The following is a 17,813-nucleotide window of genomic DNA, read 5'->3' on the forward strand; positions in this document are numbered from 1 at the left end:
GCCGGGTTTGATGCTCGGTTGTCGGTGGTTGTTCGGAGTGTTGTTGCAGGTCGGGCAAGGTATCCGGGTTTGTGGCTTATGTCAGGGAGGGCATTCCCGTGAACGGCGGGCGGGCGGCGGCCGTGGCAGCCACCCGCCCGTATCGCTAGGCGGCGCGATAGACGGCGATCTCGGTCATCGTCGGGGTGTACACCTCACTCGGCACCTTCCCGGTGAGCGACACCCGGAGCCGGGAGGTCGTGACGCTGCCGAAGCCGGTCACGGACCGGTCGTGCCCGATGCCGTCGGCGCGACTGGCGAACGTCACCCAGGAGCCGGTCCCGGCGTCCCACCGCCGCAGGTCGAACGTCTGGACCCGCGGGTTGGTGCCCGAGTCGGTGTACTCGTCCAGGTAGACCTCGTCGAAGGTGGTGGCCGTGCCGAAGTCGATGTCGAGCGTGATCGGGTAGGTGGCGTCGTCGGCCGCGGCCCAGCGGGTCGCCGGGTTGCCGTCGGTCAGGTTGTCGGCGACGAGCGTGCCGTTCTGGCCGGGGTGGGTCGAGCCGGCGGTGACCGGTTTGCCGAGGGCGAGGTTGACCCGGCCGTCGCCGGGCTCGTTCTCAATGGGGTCGTCGTCGACCGGGTTGGTGACCTTCACGCCGATCGGGCTCTCCGCCATGCCGATGTCCGGCGCGTCGCCGTAGTAGATGTGGGTGCCCAGGAAGTCCTCGGTGCCCAGGTGGGGGTTGTAGCGGCCGGCGTCGATGAGCGGGGAGTCGTCGCGGAGCTTGAAGTGCGCGGCGGCCGTCCGGATCCGGTCCACGCCCGCTCCGGTGACGTACTTCGCCGGGTCGCCGACGAACCTCGGGTCGGCGCGCAGGCCGGCCCGGTCGGCCGGTTCCTGGGTGGAGTGGGTGCCGCCGGCCTCGTAGTAGTCGTTGTTGGCGAACACCGCCTGGCGCAGGGCGCCCGTGCGGCGGTACCAGGGCGTCGGCCTCGTCGTGGAGGTGTTGTAGAAGATGTTGTTGAGGAAGTAGACCCTGCTCAGGAACGTCTCGTCGTGCATGGAGTCGAGGTCCGCGCCGTCGTACACGAAGGTGTTGTTCGTGAAGTAGGTCGGCGAGTAGTTCGTCGACAACATGTTCTTCACCAGCACGCCGTTGTCGTTGACGCTCAGGTTGTAGCGGGCGACCGAGTTGGAGCTGTTGCCCATGTACGCCATCCAGCCCGCGGCGTTGTCGTGCGAGTAGTTGAACTGGTAGGTGACGTTGAAGTTCGTGTACTCCAGGTCCCACGGGGTGCCGTCGTACTCGTTGTCCGGGCCGCCGTAGACCTCGTTGAACTGCATGACCGAGTCGGCCCCCGCCCACAGGTAGAGCCCGCAGGACACCGCGTTGTAGCGCTTGAGGAAGCCGTTGACCTCGTTGTACTCGACCGTCATGTTCTTGGCGTTGGCGAACTGGAACGCGCCCTGGCCGACGCTCTCCGCGTAGTTGTGGCCGATGTAGACGTCACGGCTGTACAGGTCGCGGGTCCGCACCCAGAGCTGCTCCCAGCCCTCGTGGAACTTCCCGCTCTCGTCGTACTGGCCGGCGTCGGCTCCGTCGGCGGCGAACCAGTTGAACGAGAACTGCACGGCGTGCAGCTCGACCTTCACGAAGGTGTTGTTCTCGATCCGGACGTCCTTGAAGTAGTAGCCGCCGGTGCCGTACGCCTTGTAGCTCTTGCCGCCGAAGACCTGGAAGTTGACGCCGCCGTAGTGGATCTTCTGCCAGGTGCTCGGGCCGTCGAGGTCGTGGACGTACACGTTGGAGATGCGGAAGTGGTCCATGACGCTGTCCGCGCCGGCCGCCAGCAGGTCGGCGTTGATGGAGACCATGATGCCGTCGCGGACGTAGGTCCCCGTGGTGATGTCGGTGGCGAAGTTGTCGTCGTTGGACAGCTCGACATTGTCGATCTCGAAGTACTGCTGGTTGCGCAGCACGATGGCGCCGGTCCGGCCGACCGTGTCGGGGTTCTTCGTGCCGTCCGCCCGGAAGGGGCTCGGCACCCGGCCGTTCGTCGCGATGTACGGCCGGCGGGCCTTCGAGTCGCCGTAGGCCGAGATGGCGATCGGCTTGCCCGCGCTGCCCGAGCCCTTCGGCCACAGCTGCTCGTTGTTCCACTGCTCGCCGGCCTTGAGCAGGATCCGGTCGCCTGGCTTGAACGTCGTCGCGTTCGCCTTGGCCAGGGTGCGCCAGGCGGTCTGCGGCGAGGTCCCGGCCGCGCTGTCGCGGCCGGTCGTGGCGTCGATGAAGTAGTCCTTGCCGCCCGTCGGGTTCGGCGTGTTGCCCGGGAAGTCCGCCTTCTTGGCGGCGGCGGGGGAGCGGTCCGGGGTTGCGGCGGCGGCTGCGGCGGCGCTCGCGGCGGGCGCGAGCGACCCCGCGAGCAGCGCGGCGAGCAGGGCGGTGAGGCCCACGCGGAGCGCCCGGGCCACGGGCCGCCGGCGGGCGGGCGCGGGTAATGCGGCGGGGGGTGCGGTACCGACAGGTTTCACTGTTGAACATCCTCTGCGTTGATGGCGTCCACCGCCGCCGTGTCGACCTTGAAGACACTGCTGGCCACCCGGCGCTGGAGGAACTGGTCGAATTTCTCCTCGATGAGCGACTGCCGGATCCGCCGCGAGTACTCGGCGAACGCCGCGTCCTCGTCGACGGTCTTGCCGTTGAGCTGGTAGTACGTGATCTGGCCGGTGCCCGGGACCGGGCCGGAGATCTGGCCCGGCGCGAGCTTGCCCAGCACGGCCATGAGCTCCTGGTCGTGGGCGGCCGAGCCGCCGCCCCGCTGCGTGGCGGTCGTGAGCCTGGCGCCGGGCTCGCGGTCCGCGAGCTCCGCCAGCCGGCCGGCGGCGGCCACGCGCCGCTGGAGCCCGGCCGCGTAGCCGGCGGTGGGGCCGGCCGTGTGGTCGGCAGGGGCGCCGTCGGGCACCGGCACCACGAGCGTCGCGTACGTGTACGTGGTCGCGTTGGCGCTCCAGGAGTCCCGGTCGGCGTCGAACGCCCGCCGGACCTCGGCGTCGGTCACCCGGAGCGGGCCGTTCGCGCTGAGCCGCTGCTTCAGGCCCGTCGTGAGCCCGGTGAGCCGGTGCGAGTAGTACTCCTCGGGGGAGAACTCCGCCAGGCCGTAGACCACCTGGCCCCTGGCGATGGCGTCGGCACGCCGCTCGTTCTCGGCGGCCAGTTCGGCGAGGAAGTCCGCGTGGTCGACGGAGCCGGTCAGGTGCTGCTCCTTCGCCAGGACGAGCGCCGTCCTGTCCCGCCGGATCTCGTCCAGCGCGCGGGCCGCGAGCCGCTGGAGCGCGGTCTTGTCGCCGGCCTTCGCGTTCCAGTCGATCGCGCCCTGAAGCCGATACTGGTTGCGTAGCTCGTTCTCCACCTGAGGCGTCAGGCGACGCATGTGGAAGAGCAGCTCGTCGCGGGTGACGGCGTGCCCGTCGAGGGCGGCGACCTCGTCCGTACGCTGGGCGAGCGCCACGCCGCCGAGCACCAGCGCGGCGAGGGCGGCCACCACGGCGGCGACGAGGACGGCCGCGCGGGGTGACCGGCGACGAGCGGTGCCCTTTCCGGCGGTGCTCTTGGGGGCGCCCTTTCCGGCGGCGTTCTTGAGGGCGCTCTTCCCGGCGGCGTTCCCGGTGGCGCTCTTCACGAGGACGGCCTTCATGACGCTGCTCCGATCGCGGTCACGTGGGCGACGACGGGGGTGTCCCGCGCCTGCGGCACCTCGACCAGCACGGCGTCCACCTCGGCCGGCGTGAACGTCAGGATGCGCTGGTAACCCACCGCGTTCGCCTCCGCGAGCGTCGTCCACCGGCCGTCCCGGCGGCCCCGGACCACGACGTGCTCGATGCGCTGCCCGTGCGCGATGTCCTCGCCCACCACGATCGCCTCGACCCGTCGGGGTCGCGCGAACACGAGCCGCACGCCGGGCTGGGGGTCGGCGTCGTCCGGCCGCCACGGCGTGCGGCCCCCTCCGGGCCACGCGGTCGCGACGTCGCCCGCCGTACCGGACGACACCGTCACGGTCGCCTGCACGCGTCGCGCCCGGAAGTCCTCGACACGCCGCCCGAGCTGCTCCAGCACCGCCACGTCGGCCTCCCGCAGCAGCCCGTCACGGGCGGGCGGGACGTTGAGCAGGAAGCAGGAGTTGCCGCCGACGGCACGCAGGTAGATGCCGAACAGCTCGTCCGCGGGCCGGACCAGGGTGTCCTCGGCCGGGTGGTGGAACCATCCGGGCCGGATCGAGGTGTTCACCTCCGCCGGGTACCAGACCAGGTCGTCCTCGCGCCCCGCCAGGGCGGCGCGGCTGCCGAGGTCGAGATCGTCGCTGCGGACCAGCCGGGCGAACGTGCCGTCGTCCGCCTGCTGCGAGCGGTCCGCGATCCGCTCGGCGTCCAGCAGAGCCCGCGGGACGACGCTCCACTCGTCGCGGCGGGTGCTGCCGGCCTCGTTGCCGCACCAGCGGACGTCGGGGCCGCACACGCTGATAACCGCGTCCGGCTGCAGCTCGCGGACCACGGCGTAGTACCGCTCCCAGTCGTACACCTGGCGCCTGCCGTTCGGGCCCTCGCCGTTCGCGCCGTCCAGCCACACCGTGAACACCGGCCCGTACCGGGTGAGCAGCTCGGTGAGCTGCGCGACGTAGAAGTCGTCGTACGCGCTCCCGCTGCCGTAGGAGGCCTCGGTGCGGTCCCAGGGCGACAGGTAGATCCCGAACCGCAGGCCGTGCCGCCGCGCCGCCTCCGAGACCTCCGCGACCACGTCGCCGCGGCCGCCGCGCCAGGGCGACGCGGCGACCGAGTACGCGGTGACGTCGCTCGGCCACAGGCAGAAGCCGTCGTGGTGCTTGCAGGTGAGGATCACGCCGGTCATCCCGGCGGCCTTGAGCGCCCTGACCCACTGGTCGGCGTCGAGCCCTTCCGGGTCGAAGGCGGCCGGGTCGTCGTGCCCCTCGCCCCACTCCCGGTCCGTCATCGTGTTCATGCCGAAGTGGATGAACCCGTAGAACTCCATCGCCTGCCACGCGAGCTGGCGCTCGCTCGGCCGTACCGCCGCCAGTGTCCGAAGGGTCACCGGAACCGCCGGTTGTACGAGGCCAGCACGGCCAGCAGCCCCACGAGTGCCGCGAGCATGATCGCGAGGCTGCCCCACCCGGCCGTCGTACGGGCGGCGACGACGACGGCGACGCAGACGGCTGCGACGAGCGTGCGAGCGGTGACGAGCAGCACGCTGCGCGTCGAATCCTTCATGAAGGTTTCCTCTCTGGGAAACGGGCCGGTCAGCCCTTCACACCGCCGGATGCCATGCCTTCGATCAGCCGGCGCTGGATCAGCGCGTAGAAGATGAGGACGGGGACGATCACGATGACCATGCCGGCGTACAGCCGCCCGTAGTCGGCCGCCGCCTTCTGCGCGGTCATCAGGTTGAGCAGGCCCACCTGCAGCGTCTTGCCCTCGCCGGGCAGCAGGGTGAGCGCGATGATGAAGTCGTTCCAGTAGGCCAGGAAGTTGAACAGGATCACGGTGGTGAGCGCCGGCCGCGCCATCGGCAGCATCACCCTGACCATGACCTGGAAGCGGGAGGCCCCGTCCAGGGCCGCGGCCTCCTCGTAGTCGGCCGGGATCGACCGGAAGTACGCGGTGAGCAGGTAGATGGTGAACGGGATCGACGTGGCCGCGTAGACGAGCGAGAGGACCCCGGGGTTGTCGATGAAGAAGCCGTCGGGGAACACGTCGGCGAGCGCGCGGTCCCAGCCGACGAGCATGAGGAAGATCGGCACGACGATGTAGTTGACGTTGACGAACAGCCCGGCCAGCATCGCGACCTCGACGAGGCCGCGGCCGCGGAACTCGTACCGGGCGATGACGTAGGCCGCCGGGACGGAGACGGCCACGACGAACACCAGCCCGAGCACCGTGACCAGCACCGAGGTGAAGAAGTACTGGCCCATGCGCGCGGTGACGAACGCGTCGGCGTAGTTCTGGACGTGCAGGCCCTCCGGCAGCGTCCAGGGGCTGCCGTAGAACTCGTCCTTCTCCTTGAGCGAGGCGAGCAGCACCCAGCCGACCGGCACCGCGATGGCCAGGGCGATCGCGGTGACGAGCACGTAGGTCAGCGGTCTTCCGGCGCGCTTGATCGTGGTCATGGTGGCGGTCCTCAGAACTGGCGGGGCTGGCGCCGCGTCGCGCGGCTGACCAGCAGCGACACGAGGAACGAGAAGGCGAAGACGACGACGCCGATGGCCATGCCGTAGCCGTACGACGAGTTCGTGTACGCCTGCTTGTACATGTAGCTCAGCAGGACCTCGGAGGAGCCGTCGGGCCCGCCGCCGGTCATCGCGCGGACCAGGACGAAGCTGAGATTGACCGCGCTCATGACGAAGAACGTCAGCGTCGTGCGGAGGTTCTGCCAGATGAGCGGCAGCGTGATGGCGAAGAACTGCCGCCCCGCGGACGCGCCGTCGAGCGCGGAGGCCTCGTAGATCTCCTCCGGGATGCTCGCCATGCCGGACATGTAGAGGACCATGTAGTAGCCGAGCGACTGCCAGACCATCGCGATCGCGACGGACCAGATGACGAGCTGCTGGTCGCCGAGCCAGATCTGCTGCAGACCGTCGAGCGACAGCAGCCGCAGGGTGCCGTTGAGCAGGCCGTTCTTCTGGTCGAAGATCGCGGAGAAGATCGCCGCGATCACGACCACAGACAGCACGCTCGGTACGTACAGGACGAACCGGTACACCGTCCGGCCCCGCAGCCGTTGCCGGGTCATGATCGCCGCGAGGAACAGGCCCGTGCCCATCGTCACGACGGTCACGACGACCAGGAGCGCGACGGTGTTCTGGAACGCGCGGACGAACTGCGCGTCCTCGAGCAGCCGGGCGAAGTTGCCCAATCCGACGAAGCGCATGTCCGGGGAGAACCCGCTCCAGGTGAAGAGGGACATCCGGAACACGTTCAGGGTCGGGACGATCATGAACACGGCGAAGAGCACGAGCGCGGGCAGGAGGCAGGCGAGTACGAAGAGGCCGTCGCCGCGCCGCCGCGTGGTCACCTCACCCACCTGCCTGGCGCAGTTTCTCGCTGGCGTCGTTGAGTGCGGCCTGCCACTGGTCCTCGGTCTTGTCGCCGCTGATGATGCTGTTGGCGGTGTCGAAGAGGGCGGCCTTGATGTCGACGCCCTCGACGGGCGCGGTGCTCGCGAACCCGCCGACGAGCGCCTCGACCGTCGTCTCCTCGTAGACCTTGTAGAACTCGGCGTTCTCCCCGGACAGGCTGCTCGCGATGCCCTTGATCGGCTGGATCGCGTTCGACCCGGCGAAGATCTTCGCCGCCTCGTCGGAGTACAGGTAGGCGACGAACTCCTTCGCCGCGTCCTTGTTCTTGGCGGCGGCGGGAACCCAGACCGACTCCACCGACGTCGTGACGAAGCGCTTGCCGCCCACGGTGACCGGCGGCAGCGGCGTCAGGCCCCACTGGAAGCCGGCGGCGCGCGGGGCGTCCTTCATCTCGCCGACGACCCAGGTTCCGTTCGGCATGAACAGGGTCTTGTTGTCGAGGATCGACTGCTGGTTCTTGGTGAAGTCCTGCTCGTTGGCGTACCCGACCGTGGTCGGCGCGGCGTACTTCAGCAGCCGGGTGGTGAGGTCGAGCGCCTGCCGGGCCTGCGGCGTCTGCCACACGCCCTGCTTGTACGTCATGACGTCGGTGTAGAACTGCTCCCCGCCGACGTCGGCGAGGAGGGCGAAGAAGTACGCGTCGAGGTACCCGGCGGTCGGGTACGTGAACAGCGAGATCTTCTCCTGCTTGGCCTTCTCGCCGAGCGCGAACAGCTCGTCCCAGGTGGCCGGGACCTTCCAGCCCTTCTGGGCGAACAGCCCCTTGTTGTAGAAGAGCCCGCTCGGCGCGTAGTACATCGGCATCGTGTACGTCTGGCCGGTGCCGTACGGGTTGGTGTTGAGGTTGCCGACGATGCCCCCGATGAGCTTGTCGCCCACGGTCTTGTCCTCGCCGGGGACCTTCGCCTTCAGCACGGGCGTCAGGTCCTCGAGGGCCTTGTCCTTGATGAGCGTCTCGGTGAGCGCGGCCTTGCGGCCCTGGCCGAGCACCACGACGTCCGGGAAGCGCCCGGCCTTCATGTTCGGCGTGATCTCGTCCTCGATGCTCTTCGAGATCTGTAACTGCACCTCGACGCCGGGGTGGGAGGCCTTGTACGCCTGGATGACCTGGGCGTACATGTCCCGGCCGTAACCGCCTTCGAGGGCGGCGACGCTCAGGGTCGTCTTGCCGGAGCCCGAGCCGTCCCCGTCGGCCGAGCAGCCGGTGAGCAGTCCGAGCGCCGAGATCGCGGCGCTCGCGAGGACGAGTGATCTCCTCATGGTTCTGGAGTCCTTCCCGTGGACGACTGCCCACCTGGGTGAGGCGGAGGAACGAGTCCGGGGTCCGGCCGCGCCGGAGGTCACGACGACGGGGCGCCGCGCCGCCGGCCGGGGATCTGGATCTCTCGGCTGGGTCCGGACGTTGTTACAGTGGCATCGATAACATGAAGGCGCAAGAGGCACTTTGCGGACAAGCGCGACATGACTCAGTGGTGACGCGGCGGCGCCGTCGAGTCGCGCACCGACAGCGACGCGGTGGCGAGGGTGTCGGCGGCCTCGCCGGCCAGCAGCAGGGCCACGGCCGCCGCGCCGGAGCGGTAGAAGTCCTGCCGCACGGTCGTCAGCGGCGGGTGGCAGTAGGCCGCCAGGGCGATGTCGTCGACGCTCACGATGGACACGTCGGCGGGCACCGACCGGCCGTGCTCGCGCAGCGCGCGGATCACCCCGAAGGCCATCTCGTCGCTGGCGGCGAAGACCGCGGTCACGTCCGGGATCATCGCGAGGACCTGCCCCTGCCGGTATCCCGAGTCGGGCGACCAGTCGCCCTCCAGCGGGGGCGGCGCCTGGATCCCGGCCGCGGCCAGGCACTCCTGCCAGCCCTGCCGCCGCTGGCGCGCCTCGATCCACTCGTCGGGGCCCGACACGTGCCACACCTGGCGGTGCCCGAGGTCGAGCAGGTGCTGCGTGGCGACGCGGCCCGCCTCCTTCTGGTCGATCCCGAGCACCCGGGCGCTCGCGGTGCGGGAGCCGTCGAGCGTGACGGTGGGGATGTCGCGGGTGATGTCCTCCATCTTCTGCGTCACCGAGATGAGCGGCACGGCGATCACGATGCCGTCCACCCCCTGGTCGGCGAGCTTGGACAGGGACCGCTCCATCAGGCCGGTGTCGAGCCTGGCGATGGTCGCGATGCTCACCGCGTAGCCCGCCGCGCCCGCGGCCGCCTCGACGCCGGCGGTCACCGCCGAGCGCGAGTAGTAGCCGCCGGACTGCAGTAGCACGAGCCCGACGGTGTAGGTGCGCCCGGAGGAGAGCACCCGGGCGGCGTTGTTGAAGCGGTAGCCGAGCCGCTCCACGGCGGCGATCACGCGCTTCCTGGTCTCCGGGTTGACGTTCGGTGAGTCGCGCAGCGCGCGCGAGACGGTCTGCGCCGACACCCCGGCGGCTCTGGCCACGTCAGCCATGCTCGGCTGCCTCGTGGGCCGACCAGTGGGTTGCTCGGTGGCCTTCGTCATGGCGCTCCCCTCTTGCGGCCTGCCCGCGACGTCGTCAGCTGATCCTACCGCTCTTGTTACGTATGGCATCGATAACATAGGCTCTCCCACCGTGATCGAGCTGCCCGCGCCGGACCTCTCGCCGGCCCCGACGACGACCACGACCACGACCCCGACCGCTGAGAGCGCGCTCACCTGGCGCGGGCGCCGCCTGTACCGGCGCGGCGTCCCCCATCGGATCCTGTCCGGGGGGCTGCACTACTTCCGCGTCCACCCCGACCTCTGGCGCGACCGCATCCGCCGGCTCGCCGACCTCGGGCTCAACACGGTGGACACCTACGTGGCGTGGAACTTCCACCAGCCGCGCGAGGACGAGGAGCCGCGCTTCGACGGCTGGCGGGATGTCGAGCGGTTCATCCGCACGGTGGGGGAGGAGGGGCTCGACGTCGTCGTCCGGCCCGGCCCGTACATCTGCGCGGAGTGGTCGAACGGCGGCCTGCCGAGCTGGCTCACCGGCCGCGACGTCGCGATCCGCAGCTCCGACCCCGCGTTCACCTCGGCGGTCGGCCGCTGGTTCGACGAGCTGGTCCCGCGCATCGCCGCGCTCCAGGCCGCCGAGGGCGGGCCGGTCGTGGCGGTGCAGGTGGAGAACGAGTTCGGCAGCTTCGGCGACGACCAGGCGTACCTGCGCTGGAACCGCGCGGCCCTGATCGAGCGCGGCATCGGGGAGCTGCTGTTCACCGCCGACGGGCCCACCGAGCTGATGCTGGACGGCGGCACCCTGCCGGGGACCCTGGCGGCCGCCACCCTGGGCTCCAAGCCCGACGCCGCCCGGCGGCTGCTCGCGGCGCGGCGGCCGGAGGAGCCGTTCGTCGTCGCCGAGTTCTGGAACGGCTGGTTCGACCACTGGGGCGAGCGCCATCACGTCCGCGACCCCGGTGGCGTCGTGGACGCGCTCAAGCAGATCGTCGCCGACGGCGGCAGCGTGAGCATCTACATGGCGCACGGCGGGACCAACTTCGGGCTCTGGGCAGGCGCCAACGAGCACGAGGGCCGCTTGCAGCCCACCGTGACCAGCTACGACTCCGACGCGCCGGTCGCCGAGGACGGCACGCTGACCGCCAAGTTCTTCGCCGTGCGGGAGGCGCTCGGCGCGCGCGGGCCCGTGCGGATGCCCGCGCGGACGCCGACGCTGCCGCCGGCGTCCGTCCCGCTCGTCCACCGCGCGGGCCTGCTGGCAGGTCTGCGTGCCGTGCCGGCGTCCACCTCGACCGGGCCGCGCCCGGCCTCGTTCGAGCGGCTCGGGCTGGACGCGGGCATGGTCCTGCACAGCGCGCGGCCGCGGATCCCGGCGGGCGAGCACCGGCTTGTCCTCACCGATGTACGCGACCGGGCCCTGGTCTTCGCCGACGGCGCCTTCCTCGGGGTCACCGGCTCCGACCAGCGGGAGCTGCCGGTACGCGGCACCGGCGCCGCCGTCCACCTGGAGGTCCTGGTCGAGAGCCTCGGCCGGGTGAACTACGGGCCCGGCATCGGCCGGCACAAGGGCCTGATCGGCCCGGTCCTCGTGGACCGGCGGATCGTGCAGGGCTGGGAGAGCACGCCGATCGCCCTGCAGGAGTGGTCCACCGCCGAGCTGACCCGCGCGCTCGACGCCGGCATGGGCGCGCAGGCCGAGCACGCGGGCCCGGCGTCCGGGCACGCGGGTCCCGTGCCCGAGCAGGCCGAGCACGCCGGTCGCGGGTCCGAGCAGGCCGGGCACGCCGGTCGCGGGTCCGGGACGGCCGGGTTCGCCGTCGCGACGGTGGACGTCGAGACGCCCGCGGACACCTTCCTCGCCCTGCCGGGATCCCGGCAGGGCCTCGTCTGGGTCAACGGGTTCCTGCTCGGCCGCTACTGGGACATCGGGCCGCAGGTCACGCTGTACTGCCCGGCGCCGCTGCTCCGCGAGGGCCGCAACACCGTGATGGTCCTCGAGCTCGAACGGCTCGGCGCGACCCTGGAGCTGCGCGACCGCCCCGAGCTGGGGCCGCCGGAGGAGTACGTCGAGGAGTTCGGCTGACCCGCCGGCCCCTCACCGCTGGAGCCGGGCGTCGGCCGCGGCCAGGAAGACGTCGAGCACCCCGTCGCCGACCTGCGGCTGGGCCGCGCCCCAGCGGTTGCGTGGCGGGCTGACCCGGACGGCGCGGGCCTGCCGCTGCAGCTCGCGCGACCCGGCGAGCAACGCGGCCGCCTTGGCCTCGTCCCCGGCCTCCCGGGCCTGGAGCGCGTCGAGCAGGTCCACCATCGCCCGGCCCCACAGCTCGGTGGCATCCAGCCAGGACGCGGCGTCGTCGGTGAAGCCCTGCTGCACCGCTCCGCCGCGGATGGTGGCCGGCGCCGTGGCGATGGCCTTCGCGTACGGCCGCAGCGCGGTGATCGCCTGGGTGCGCCGCCCGGCGTCCCACGCCTGCCAGAACGCGGCCACCCGCGCGGCGAGCTCGGGCGCCTGGGTCTGCCAGGGGGTGCCGCCGAAGGTCGGGGCCATGTGCTCCAGGTCGCCGAAGACCAGCAGGGCCGCGGTGGCCGCCTGGTCGCCGCCGGCGAGATAGGCCATGGCGCGCGGCCAGCTCCTCCTCGCGTCGTACGCCTTGTCGTTCCAGGTGAAGCCCGCGGCGCCGAAGACCGCGACCTTGCTCGCGTACGGCTGGTTCATCGGGTTGGCCACGATGCCGGACAGGTGCGCGGCCAGGCCGCCCTCACGCTTGTCGTAGGGCGCCAGCAGCAGCCGGCCGCTGGTGTTGCCGTAGTCGTTGACCGGGTAGTTGTCCCAGACGAAGACCTTGCGCCCGAACAGCTGCGCCGCCTTCTCGGCCTGCGCGTTGGTGATCTCCGGCGGCACGGTGTCGGTGCCGGTCCACATCACCTCGACCGCGGGATCGAGGGAGGCCCGCATGGTCTGCTTGTACGTGGTGTCGGTCAGGTCGCCGTACTCGGTGGGCACCATCTGCAGCGGCTGGGCGCCGTCGTGGGTGGCGATGAAGTCGCGCTGCAGGTCGTTGAGCAGGTCGACCTGGGCCTTGGCAGCGGCGGTGCGTCCGGCCGCGCCGTACGCCGTCTCGTCCGCCGCGCAGTTCCAGCGGGTGTAGCTGATGTCGTCCAGCGGGATGGAGAACGCCCTGGCGCCCAGGTCGTAGAGCGCCTGCAGCTTCCGCTTGAGGATGTCGCGGTCCGCGCGGTCGGAGTAGCAGATCGACACGCCGGGGGAGAGCGCGAAGGTGAAGCGGACGTGGTTGGCGCCGGCCCGGGCCACCAGCTCGCCCAGCGCGGCGAGCTTGTCCGCCGGGTAGGGGTCGCGCCACTTGTCGCGGTGGTAGGGATCGTCCTTGGGAGCGTAGATATAGGTGTTGGCCTTGACGTCGCCGTAGAAGTCCATCTGGTCGAGGCGTTCGGCGTGGGTCCACGGCGCGCCGTAGAAGCCTTCGATGGTGCCGCGCAGCGGCATGGACGGGAAGTCGCTGACCTGGACCCCCGCCACCTGCCAGCCGCCGCCGGACGGGACGAACAGCTGGCGCAGCGTCTGCACGGCGTAGAACTGGCCCGCGGCGTCCTTGCCGCCGAGCGCGATCTGGCGCGGCGTGCCGCCCGAGACCCGCAACGCGTACCCCTCGGCCTGGCCGGGGACGACCGCGCCGCCGAGCGCCTGCGCGATGTCCGGACGGGCCGCGGGGCCGAGGCGGACCTTGAGCAGGCCGGACGTGCCCGCGGGGATCTTGTCGGGGGCGACCGTGTCCACCCGGCCGGCGCCGTGTGCCTTGAGCTCCCGTACGAGGCGGTCGCGGGCGGCGGGGTCGGTCTGGCCGTCGGCGACCACGAGCACCCGGCCGGTGACGACGGCGGCGGCGCCGGCGCCGGTCAGCGACTGCGGCGTGGGCGACACCGAGGGCAAGGGCGAGACGGGAGCGGCATGGGCCGCGGGGACGGGCAGGAGCGCCCCCGCACACAGGGTCGCGGCCAGCGCGAGGCACGCCGCAGGGGTGATCTTGCGTCTGCTCAAGGAAGTCTCCACTGGTCTATACCCATGAGGGGTCGGGGGGCGCGCCTTTCTCTGCGCGGTCTAGACCGGCAACCTGATCATCACCCTAATATCGGCATCTTTACTGTCAAGAGTTGCAATGCGGCACATGTCCGGCAAACCCTGCCAATGAACCGGTCCGCGCCCCTCCGCGTATCCGATGAATATGAGGGCAGCGACGCGGATCTACGCCGGTTCGGTGGTGGCGGCGGGGGCCGTGGTGCTGGTCGCGGCCCTGCGGTTCGGGGGTGCTGAGGCGGAGCCGGTGATCGCCGGTCTGCCCACCGCCGGCCCGGTCACCGAGTGGGCCCTGCCGCTGGTCAAGCTCGGCTACGACCTGTGCGCGGTGGCCACCCTGGGAACGTTGCTGGCCGCCGTCGTCCTCGCGCCGGCCGGCTCGCCCGAGAAGGCGGCCTGCCTGCGGGCGGCCCGGTGGTGGGCGCTGGGGTGGGCGGTCACCGCCGCCCTGAGCTACCCGCTGACCATGTCGTACGTGCTGCCGCTGCCCGTCACGGACCTGATCGCCGATCCCGGCCTGCTGCGCTACGGCCTGACCATCCCGCAGGCGCGGGCTCTGCTGCCGGTGCTGGGCGCCATCACCATGGTCGTCCTGGCCACCCGGCTGCCGCGCCTGCCCGGGTGGGTCGCGCTCGCGGTCGCCGCGTTCGGGCTGCTGCCCCCCGCCTACGTCGGGCACGCCGCCTCGGCCGCCGACCACGACGTCGCGGTCTCCGCGCTGACGGCTCACCTGATCGCCGTGTCGTTGTGGGTCGGCGGGCTGGGCGCCGTCCTCATCCACTTCCGCCGCTCCGGTGACCTGCGGGCCGTGTTGTCCCGGTTCAGCACGATCGCCTTGTGCTGTTTCGCGGCGGTGGCCGTCTCCGGGGTGATGGGGGCGTGGGTGCGGCTGAACGTCGTGTCCGACCTCTGGCAGACCGAGTACGGGCAGTTCCTGCTGGCCAAGACCGCCGCGCTCGCGCTGCTCGGCCTGTTCGGCTGGACCCACCGGAGCCGTACGGTCGCGCACGTCGCCGACCGGAGCGCGCGCCACGTCTTCGTCCGGCTGGCGGCGGGCGAGATGATCGTGATGATGGCGGCCATGGGTCTGGCCGTCGGCCTGTCCCGCACCCCGCCGCCGCCCCCGCCGCCGGGCGCCGGCGACGCGCACGAGCGGCTGCTGGAGTACGACCTGCCGCCCTTCACGCCCGGCGCGCTGCTCACCGAGCTCCGCCCGGACACGCTGATCCTGCTCTGCCTGGCCCTGCCCGCCGTCGGATACCTGGTCGGCGTGCGCCGCGTGGGGGACTGGCCGCTCGGCCGCACGCTCGCCTGGCACGCCGGCCTGGCGCTCCTGGCGCTGGTCCTGCTCTCCGGGATCGGCGGTTACGCGCGGGCGATGCTGTCGGTCCAGGCCCTGCAGCACGTCGTGCTGGCCGTCGTGGCTCCGCTCCTGCTCTGCCTCGGGGCCCCGCTCACCCTCGCCGCCCGGGCCACCACGGAGTCCTCCCAGTACGGCGATCTCGGCGCCTGGCTCCAGAGACGCAGGTTGACCTTCCTCGCCCTGCTGCCGGCGGCGTACATCGTGGCGTTCCCGCTGCTGTACCGCACCGGCTGGCTGGTCTGGTCGCTGGCCGGTCACGCCGCCCACCTGCTCACCATGGCCCTGTTCCTGGGCGGCGGGCTGCTGGTCTTCTGGGTGCTGGCCGGCGTGGACCCGATGCCGCGCCCCGTCTCCCGGCCGCTGCGTGCCGGGCTGCTGGGCGGCGTGCTGCTGGTGCAGCTCGCCGTGGGCGCGTTCCTGCTGCTCGGCCCGCCGGTCGCGGCCGACTGGTTCTACCTGGTGGGCCCCGACGACGGGCCGGACCTCCTCACCGACCAGCAGCTGGCCGGGGCCGTCCACCTGCTCGTCCCGCTGCTCCCGCTCGCCCTCCTGGCCGTACGGCAGGCGCGGCACGTCCCAAGCCCGTGACGCACGTGCTCGGCGCCCACCACCGCGGCCCGGAACGGTGAGGCCAGGCGCACGCACAAGCCCGCCGACTCGGCGAGCCGATCCTTGAGCGCGCCCGCGGCCGCGCGGTGCGGGCGCCTCCCCTGCGGGTCATCGGCTCGGCATCGCGTCGCTGAGGGCGGCGAGGAGGAGGTGGCGCTGGCGCAGGGTGAGGTCCCCGATGGTGGCGCCACCGTCGATCTTCGCCTTCCGCAGAGTCTCGGTGATCTCGTCGGGGGCATGCCCCGGCAGGACGCGGAGCAGCGCTGCGGCGTCGGCCCCGATGGTGGTCGCGTCCCTGCGGGACAGCAGGGACTCCAGGCCGATCCGTCCGGTCGCGACCGCGACGCGCAGCTCGGCCGGGGTCAGCTGCCGGGAGAGCGGTGCCGGGCTCGGGCGCGGCAGCGGCCCGGCGGCGACGGGCGCGGCCCCCTCGGGACGGCCGGCCGCGAGCAGAGCCTGAGCCGAAACCAGCAGACCGCCCACGGCCGCCACGGCGGCGGCCGCGAGGACCAGGTGCCGCCGCGAGAGCCGCCGGCTGTCGCGGGCTATCGTCAGGCCGATCAGCGCGGTACGCAGGAGCACCCCGGTGATCATGCCGAGCAGGATCGGCACGCTCTGGGGCGGCAGAGGCGCCACGGTGGCCACCACGACGCCGGCCGCCGGGGCCAGACAGGAGACCGTCAGCCACGGTGCGAGCCGTTTGCGCGCCAGGTCGAGCAGGGCGGTCAGCGCGAGCCCCTCACTGGCCGAGTGGATCACCAGGGCGGCCACCACGACGGCGGAGGCGGCCAGCGCCAGGGTGGCGCCCTCGATCATGCGGTGCAGGGACAGCGCGGCGGCGGTCCCCACCCCGCCGTAGACGGCGGCGCTCACGGCCCGCCTCACCCGCCGGTGCACGCCGGGCGCGTGACGGCCGCCGGGACCGCCATCGTCATGGCTGTGGCCGCACCCCTTGCGGGTGAAGTACGTGATGACCACGAACCCGAACACCCCGGCCAGCCCCACCACCCACAGCGGCACGCCGGTGGCCTCGGCCTCCTCCCAGGCATCGGGCAGCAGGTCGATCAGGGCGGTGACGAGCATCAGGGCCGAGGCGACGGCCAGCCAGACACTGACGCTCGCGGTGTTGCGCCGGGCCAGGTAGGCGCCGGTGAGCGTGGACAGCGCGACCAGGGCCACGGCGGCCCAGGTCGCCCAGCCCGGCATCGACTCCTGCGCGGCCACCGATGGTGCCGGGCCTTCGAGCGGCACGAACATGGCGCAGCCTTTCTGGCGAGGTGACAGCGGTGCTCTGGCGAGGTGACAGCGGTGCTCTGGCGTGGTGGCAGCGGTTCGGAAAGGGGACGGCTCCCGGCTGGGGACCGGCGTCACTCGGGCGCGGCGGGGTCGTCATGGGTGTGGACGGCAGCCGTCCCCTCGGGCGAGGGTGTGGTGAGGTCGTCCAGCAGGGCGCGCAGGGTGTGGTGCAACTGTCGCCCGTGGTCGGTGATCACGCTGTCGAGCCGCTCCTCGATGGCCTGGCGGGCGGCCTGGGCCAGCGTGTCGGCCGCCGCCGCGGCCTCGCCGCGCAGCCGTTCGGCGTCCTCGTGGGCCGCTGCCAGGATCCGCAGGGCCTCCCGCTGGGCGGCCGCGATCGTTTCTCCCTCGACGCCGGTGGGCGGCGTGGACAGCCGTTCGCGCAGGCGGGTGTTGTCCTGCCAGAGCAGGCTGAGCGTGGTCTCCACGTGCGCCAGGAAGGTGTCCACTTCGGCCAGGTCGTAGCCCGAACGCAGGCGTACCACGGTGAAGACCTGGTGGTGCACCATGGGGGCGGTCAGCAGCGCGAACTGGCCGGGCACGTTCCCCTGAACCGGCAGCGGGACGGGCGCGCCGCCGACCGACGCGTGGCTGTGCGGGAGATGAGGGCCGTGGTCGTGCTCTTCGTGTGTGACATGCATGGCGGGCCGTCACCGAACCTTTCGCCGTGGGCGCTGGAAACGGGCCGGGTGTGCCCGCCGGCGCGGCAGCGGGCACACCCGAGTGGGCTACTCCTGGTCGTGATCGTCGTGGCAGCAGGCTGTGCTCTCGTCCGCCGGCTCGTCCGGGTCGGCCGTGCAGGCCGCTTCGTCGTGATGGTGGTGGTCGGGGTGCGTGGTCATCGCGGTTCCTTTCTGGGCGACCTAACCTCCAC

Annotated in this window: 13 protein-coding genes; 2 read left to right on the forward strand and 11 right to left on the reverse strand. The window is 71.8% G+C overall.

Going from position 1 to position 17,813, the window contains the following annotated elements; all coding sequences use genetic code 11:
• Window positions 1–145 precede the first annotated feature (145 nt).
• From ABZX61_RS57940 to ABZX61_RS57975, 8 genes are all read right to left on the reverse strand, one after another.
• On the reverse strand, window positions 146–2,515 hold the full coding sequence (locus ABZX61_RS57940) for a discoidin domain-containing protein (protein WP_355209775.1): 2,370 nt from the start codon (window positions 2,513–2,515) through the stop codon (window positions 146–148).
• On the reverse strand, window positions 2,512–3,678 hold the full coding sequence (locus tag ABZX61_RS57945) for a hypothetical protein (RefSeq protein WP_355209778.1): 1,167 nt from the start codon (window positions 3,676–3,678) through the stop codon (window positions 2,512–2,514). Before ABZX61_RS57945 ends, ABZX61_RS57940 begins: the two co-directional genes overlap by 4 nt.
• Window positions 3,675–5,087, reverse strand: coding sequence for an alpha-L-fucosidase (locus ABZX61_RS57950; protein WP_355209780.1), 1,413 nt, complete (start codon window positions 5,085–5,087; stop codon window positions 3,675–3,677). Before ABZX61_RS57950 ends, ABZX61_RS57945 begins: the two co-directional genes overlap by 4 nt.
• Entirely contained in the window at window positions 5,084–5,263 is a 180-nt protein-coding gene (locus ABZX61_RS57955) for a hypothetical protein (protein ID WP_350727556.1), read from the reverse strand. Before ABZX61_RS57955 ends, ABZX61_RS57950 begins: the two co-directional genes overlap by 4 nt.
• Before the next feature lie 29 nt (window positions 5,264–5,292).
• A complete protein-coding gene (locus ABZX61_RS57960; RefSeq protein ID WP_355209782.1) occupies window positions 5,293–6,159 on the reverse strand; it encodes a carbohydrate ABC transporter permease in 867 nt (288 codons plus the stop codon).
• A gap of 11 nt (window positions 6,160–6,170) precedes the next feature.
• Window positions 6,171–7,064: a sugar ABC transporter permease gene (locus ABZX61_RS57965; RefSeq protein WP_355209784.1), complete on the reverse strand. Its 894-nt coding sequence runs from the start codon at window positions 7,062–7,064 to the stop codon at window positions 6,171–6,173.
• A 1-nt stretch (window position 7,065) separates the two neighbouring features.
• Window positions 7,066–8,388, reverse strand: a complete 1,323-nt coding sequence (locus ABZX61_RS57970) for a carbohydrate ABC transporter substrate-binding protein (RefSeq protein ID WP_355209786.1) — start codon at window positions 8,386–8,388, stop codon at window positions 7,066–7,068.
• Window positions 8,389–8,594: 206 nt separating this feature from the next.
• Entirely contained in the window at window positions 8,595–9,569 is a 975-nt protein-coding gene (locus tag ABZX61_RS57975) for a LacI family DNA-binding transcriptional regulator (protein WP_355209789.1), read from the reverse strand.
• 142 nt (window positions 9,570–9,711) lie between these two features.
• Here ABZX61_RS57975 and ABZX61_RS57980 point away from each other — a divergent pair, with 142 nt between their 5' ends.
• Window positions 9,712–11,661: a beta-galactosidase family protein gene (locus ABZX61_RS57980; protein ID WP_355209791.1), complete on the forward strand. Its 1,950-nt coding sequence runs from the start codon at window positions 9,712–9,714 to the stop codon at window positions 11,659–11,661.
• 12 nt (window positions 11,662–11,673) lie between these two features.
• Here ABZX61_RS57980 and ABZX61_RS57985 read toward each other — a convergent pair whose 3' ends face one another.
• A complete protein-coding gene (locus tag ABZX61_RS57985) occupies window positions 11,674–13,635 on the reverse strand; it encodes a beta-N-acetylglucosaminidase domain-containing protein (RefSeq protein WP_355209794.1) in 1,962 nt (653 codons plus the stop codon).
• Between the two features lie 184 nt (window positions 13,636–13,819).
• Between ABZX61_RS57985 and ABZX61_RS57990 the strand changes: the two genes are divergently transcribed.
• Window positions 13,820–15,622 carry a cytochrome c oxidase assembly protein gene (locus ABZX61_RS57990; protein ID WP_355209797.1) on the forward strand — a complete coding sequence of 601 codons (1,803 nt, stop codon included), beginning with the start codon at window positions 13,820–13,822 and terminating at the stop codon, window positions 15,620–15,622.
• Window positions 15,623–15,751: 129 nt separating this feature from the next.
• Here ABZX61_RS57990 and ABZX61_RS57995 read toward each other — a convergent pair whose 3' ends face one another.
• Together ABZX61_RS57995 and ABZX61_RS58000 are read right to left on the reverse strand one after the other, a co-directional pair.
• Window positions 15,752–16,900: a hypothetical protein gene (locus tag ABZX61_RS57995; RefSeq protein ID WP_355209800.1), complete on the reverse strand. Its 1,149-nt coding sequence runs from the start codon at window positions 16,898–16,900 to the stop codon at window positions 15,752–15,754.
• A 110-nt stretch (window positions 16,901–17,010) separates the two neighbouring features.
• Entirely contained in the window at window positions 17,011–17,580 is a 570-nt protein-coding gene (locus tag ABZX61_RS58000; protein ID WP_355209803.1) for a DivIVA domain-containing protein, read from the reverse strand.
• Window positions 17,581–17,813 lie beyond the last annotated feature (233 nt).

The sequence above is a fragment of the Nonomuraea sp. NPDC003709 genome, from assembly GCF_040610775.1.
In the GTDB taxonomy this organism is placed as follows: Bacteria; Actinomycetota; Actinomycetes; order Streptosporangiales; family Streptosporangiaceae; genus Nonomuraea; species Nonomuraea angiospora_A.